Source organism: Agrobacterium sp. MS2 (assembly GCF_003261015.1).
In the GTDB taxonomy this organism is placed as follows: domain Bacteria; phylum Pseudomonadota; class Alphaproteobacteria; order Rhizobiales; family Rhizobiaceae; genus Agrobacterium; species Agrobacterium pusense.
Genome location: NZ_QLNF01000064.1, coordinates 255868 through 260416, shown reverse-complemented (window position 1 = coordinate 260416; position 4549 = coordinate 255868). Strand labels below are relative to the sequence as shown.

Annotated in this window: 4 protein-coding genes; 1 reads left to right on the top strand and 3 read right to left on the bottom strand. The window is 60.0% G+C overall.

Annotation, left to right across the window (positions count from 1 at the left end; all coding sequences use genetic code 11):
- The 3 genes from DOU54_RS18355 to DOU54_RS18345 form a co-directional block, all read right to left on the bottom strand.
- Window positions 1-634: polysaccharide deacetylase family protein (locus DOU54_RS18355; protein ID WP_113731714.1), on the bottom strand; the 634-nt coding region annotated here is incomplete at its 3' end.
- A 61-nt stretch (window positions 635-695) separates the two neighbouring features.
- The gene (locus tag DOU54_RS18350; RefSeq protein ID WP_113382175.1) at window positions 696-1604 is read right to left on the bottom strand and encodes a dihydrodipicolinate synthase family protein; all 909 of its coding nucleotides are present in this window, start codon (window positions 1602-1604) and stop codon (window positions 696-698) included.
- A 104-nt stretch (window positions 1605-1708) separates the two neighbouring features.
- Window positions 1709-2110: a DUF930 domain-containing protein gene (locus DOU54_RS18345; RefSeq protein WP_004440606.1), complete on the bottom strand. Its 402-nt coding sequence runs from the start codon at window positions 2108-2110 to the stop codon at window positions 1709-1711.
- A gap of 223 nt (window positions 2111-2333) precedes the next feature.
- Here DOU54_RS18345 and DOU54_RS18340 point away from each other — a divergent pair, with 223 nt between their 5' ends.
- Window positions 2334-4433, top strand: coding sequence for a S9 family peptidase (locus DOU54_RS18340; protein ID WP_113382176.1), 2100 nt, complete (start codon window positions 2334-2336; stop codon window positions 4431-4433).
- Window positions 4434-4549: the final 116 nt, after the last annotated feature.

The window sequence follows — 4549 nt, the reverse complement described above, 5'->3', positions numbered from 1 at the left end:
CGCCCGCCTCGTGGGTGGGCTGATTGATGTGGGAGATGATGACATCGCCATTCTTCGCCGCAGCGATATGTTTGGCCGTCGCGGCAGCGCCCAGCAGCGAGCCGCCATCGCCATTGACGGAGTAGCCCGCCACGCGCATGCCGAGCCGGTTGATGGTGGCCATGGACGAGCTTGTATATTTGGCCGTCGCACCCCGAAACCATTGCGGCTGGATGCCTGTGGCAGCGACGATGGCCTGACGACCGCCTTCCACTTCCTGCACGACCGCAGCTTCCGATCCCGCAGCAGCGATGCCGTAAATCGAAACGGGCTTGTCCACCGCCGGCACATGGTTTTCGCCGTGGTTTTCGATCTCGAACAGGTCGGGATTTGCCATCAGCACCGCGAGTGCCTCGCTGTTATGCTTCAGCCAGCGGGCGGTCACGAAGATTGTTGCGGGAATACGTTCGCGAACGAGCGTATCGAGAATGCGGTGGTCGGTCTTGCCCATGCAGGCGTCGAGCGTCATCGCCACCCGCACCTTGCCATCATGCTGCGGCGACATTTTCAGCGACGGCTCGACAAGGCCGTTCGCCGCAAAGGCGGTCGCGGCGGCAGAGGCAAACAGGGCAGCGAGGAGGAGACGACGTATCATTTCTGGTTCCGCAATGTCATGCAGTCATGGTGTGTGGCAATCCGCCCGCAAAGCGCCCGAATTATGGCGCGGTTTCCAGCGCGGAGAGCGCCTCCAGCGCCTCTTCCACCCGCTGGCGTTCCGCACTCGTAAGCGGCAGGATCGGTCGGGGCGGTTCGCTGACCGTCAGCGACAGGATATTGGCGGCGGCATACACAACCCGGATGCTGCCGAATTCCCTGAATAGCGCCCAGAGCGGCTGGAAGACCGCATCGAGCCTTTTTGCCTCCTCCGCATTGCCGGTCTGTGCCGCCCGCATCAATTGCAGCGCCGGAACCGGCAGCAGGCCGCCAATAACACTGTACCAGGTGTCACCGCCGGCGAGTGTGGCCTCGGCGCAGCCCCAGTCACCGCTATAGCCGATGGCGAAATCCTCCGACAGTTTGGGCCTGAGCCGCGCAAGCTCGTTGGCATAATCGGAATCAGCGGGCAGCGGCATCTTGATGGCGCGGATATTGGGAATATAGGCGAGCCGCACCAGAAGTTCGTCGCTGAAGGTAAAGCGGGTGGTCGTCGGGTTATTATAGATGGCGAGCGGCAGGGCCGTCGCACCCGCCACGGCGGCGAAATGGTGATAGGCCTCTTCCTGCGTCAGCGGCGTGTAGGAGACCGGCGCGAGCAGCAGCGCATCGGCACCGGCCGCTTCCGCATCCTTTGCCAGCGCCACGGCTTCATCGGTGCGCAACGCCCCGACGCCGGCCATCAGTGTGCGCCTGCCCTTGAGGACGGTGGCCGCCGCTTCGATGGCGCGGCGTCTCTCCTCGCGGGTGAGATACATATAGATGCCGGTGCTGCCGAGAATGCCGACCGAATCAACTGCCGCGACATCCAGCCGCTCGATCAGGGCGGAGAAGGCTTCAACATCGACCCGCCCTGCCTCATCTGCCGGCGTTATCGGAAAAGCAGAAAGTCCCTTGAATCGTCTCGCCATGTCTGTGCCCCTCACTTCGATCAGATGTCAGGGTTACAGAGCCGGTTGCGACGGGGCAACAAAGCGGCGGCTAAACGCCGGTTCGAAACCGAAAAATTCCGTGATCAGTCATAAAGATACAACTTCTTCCACTGCTCCTCGGGAATTTTGTCGCCCACACGGTAGTCGAAGGACTGGATGCTGAGACTATCGCTCTTCAGCTGACACTTGTATCTGAGCTTGTACCATTCGCCCGAACTTCTGAAGACCGCGCCCGGCGCCTTGATGGAGTTTTTTCCCACTTCCGGATCACCGAACGTATAGGCGATCACCTTGTCCGGCTTCATGCCCTTCTGCTCGGTTGCTATCCGCTCCATCGCCTCAATGTCGCAACGCTGCTCCAGACGCTCCTCGGGAGCAAGCGCGTTCAACTGCCGCATGACGCTGGCATCAATCGCAAAAGCGGGGGTAAGGGTCTGCAAGCCAAGGAAAAAGGCAGAAAGGGCAGCGGGAAGAAGCTTTCGCATGGGGTCCTGTCAGTTTTTTCGTTTGTTCTTGACGATGGATGGCGTGCCAGCGGGCGGCACGCATCATCGCTGATTTGCCGGATATTGCCAAAATGTGATCGAAAGCTGACGAAATTGTGCCCGAACGCCATTCCGCCTGTGGAGATTTGAAACTTGATCGGCCGCAAGCCCCGCTCTACATCTTGGTGCCGCTCAAGAATTTTTACAGGAAAGCGAGTTTCCATTGCCGATTTTCAAAAACCTGCCCGCCGCCCCGACCGCCGAAAAACGGCCCGTTCAGGATACGCATCACGGCATTACCCGCACCGACGATTACGCATGGTTCCGGGCCGATAACTGGCAGGCCATGTTCAAGGACACCTCCATTCTCGACCCGGCGATCCGCGCCCATCTGGAGGCGGAAAACGCCTATATGGAAGCGGCCATGGGCGACACCAAGGCGCTTCAGGAGAAGCTTTTCGAGGAGATGAAGGGCCGCATCAAGCAGGACGATTCCTCCGTGCCGGTCAATGACGGGCCTTATGCCTATGGCACGCTTTTCGTGACCGGCGGCGAGCAGCCGCATTATTTCCGCACCCCGCGCGGCGGCGGTGAGAAACAGGTGCTTTTGAACGGCGACAAAGAAGCCGAGGGCAAGGATTATTTCCGTCTTGCCGGTCTCGACCAGTCTTCCGATCACACACACGGCATCTGGGGTTATGACGACAAGGGCTCGGAATATTTCACCCTGCGCATCCGTAACCTCGAAACCGGCGAGGACCTTGCCGATATCGTCGAAAACACCGGCGGCGGCGGCGCATGGGCGCCCGATGGCAAGAGCTTCTTCTATACGCTGCAGGACGAGAACCACCGCCCTTCCAAGGTCTTCCACCATATTATCGGTGAGCCGCAATCGGCCGACCGGCTGGTCTATGAGGAGAAGGATCCCGGTTTCTTCGTGGGTGTCGGTGCGTCCGTTCTCGATGATTTCATCTTCATCGACATTCACGATCATGAGACCAGCGAATATCGCATTCTCTCCACGAAAGACCTGACCGCCGAACCGGCCATCGTGGCGGAACGCGAAGAGGGCATCGAATATTCGATGTGCGAAGGCGGCGATGTCTTCTTCATCCTCACCAATGACGGCGATGCCAAGGATTTCCGCATTGTGGAAGCCCCGGTCACGGCGCCCGGCAAGGAAAACTGGAAAGAGGTGGTGCCGCATGAGCCGGGCCGGCTGATCCTCTCCGTCGATGCCTATGCCCGCCATCTGATATGGCTGGAGCGCCGTGACGGCCTGCCGCGCATCGTCATCCGCGACCGCCGCACCGGCGAGGAACATTCCATCGCTTTTGCCGAGGAGGCCTATTCGCTCGGCCTGCATGGCGCGGCGGAATATGACACCGACGTCATCCGTTTCTCCTATTCCTCGATGACGACGCCGAGCCAGCTGTTTGATTACGACATGGTGACGCGCGAACGCACGCTTCTGAAGACGCAGGAAGTGCCCTCGGGCCACAATCCTGATGATTACATCACCCGCCGCATCATGGCCCCTGCGCATGATGGTGAGCTGGTGCCGGTCTCCCTGCTTTACCGCAAGGACGTGGCGCTCGACGGTTCCGCTCCCTGCCTGCTCTATGGCTACGGCGCTTACGGCATCACCATTCCCGCTTCCTTCTCCACCACGACGCTGTCTCTGGCGGACCGTGGTTTCATCTATGCCATCGCCCATATTCGCGGCGGCAAGGACAAGGGTTTCGAGTGGTACGAAACCGGCAAGATGGAGCACAAGCAGAACACCTTCAAAGACTTCATTGCCGCTGCCGATCATCTCGTTCAGGAAGGCTTCACGTCTTACGAGCGCATCATCGCCGAAGGTGGTTCTGCCGGCGGCATGTTGATGGGCGCCGTCGCCAACATGGCGCCGGAGAAGTTTGCCGGCATCATCGCCGCCGTTCCCTTCGTGGACGTGCTGACAACGATGCTGGACGACACGCTGCCGCTGACGCCGCCGGAATGGCCGGAATGGGGCAATCCGCTGGAATCGGCAGAGGAATATGGCTGGATCGCCGCCTACAGCCCCTATGACAATGTCGGTGCGAAGCCTTACCCGCCGATTCTGGCGCTTTCCGGCCTCACCGATCCGCGTGTGACCTATTGGGAGCCGACCAAATGGGTGGCCAAGCTGCGCGAAAAGACCACGGGTGAAGCGCCGGTCCTGCTCAAGACCAACATGGCGGCAGGCCATGGTGGCAAGTCGGGCCGCTTCCAGCGGCTGGAGGAAATAGCCTTCGAATACGCCTTCGCGCTGAAGGTAGCCAGCAAGGACGCCGTCTGATGCCCGATGCGGGCGGCCTAGGCTGCCGCCCGCATCGTTTCGCACAAAAATACCTCGCGAAAAAAGATTTCAGATTATTTTTTCCACAAATTGCGGCGAAAATTTCTTATTTAAAC

Excerpts from the sequence above, each read along its gene's own strand:
- DOU54_RS18350 (WP_113382175.1), bottom strand. The coding sequence starts at position 1,604 with ATGGCGAGACGATTCAAGGGACTTTCTGCTTTTCCGATAACGCCGGCA.
- DOU54_RS18345 (WP_004440606.1), bottom strand. The coding sequence starts at position 2,110 with ATGCGAAAGCTTCTTCCCGCTGCCCTTTCTGCCTTTTTCCTTGGCTTG.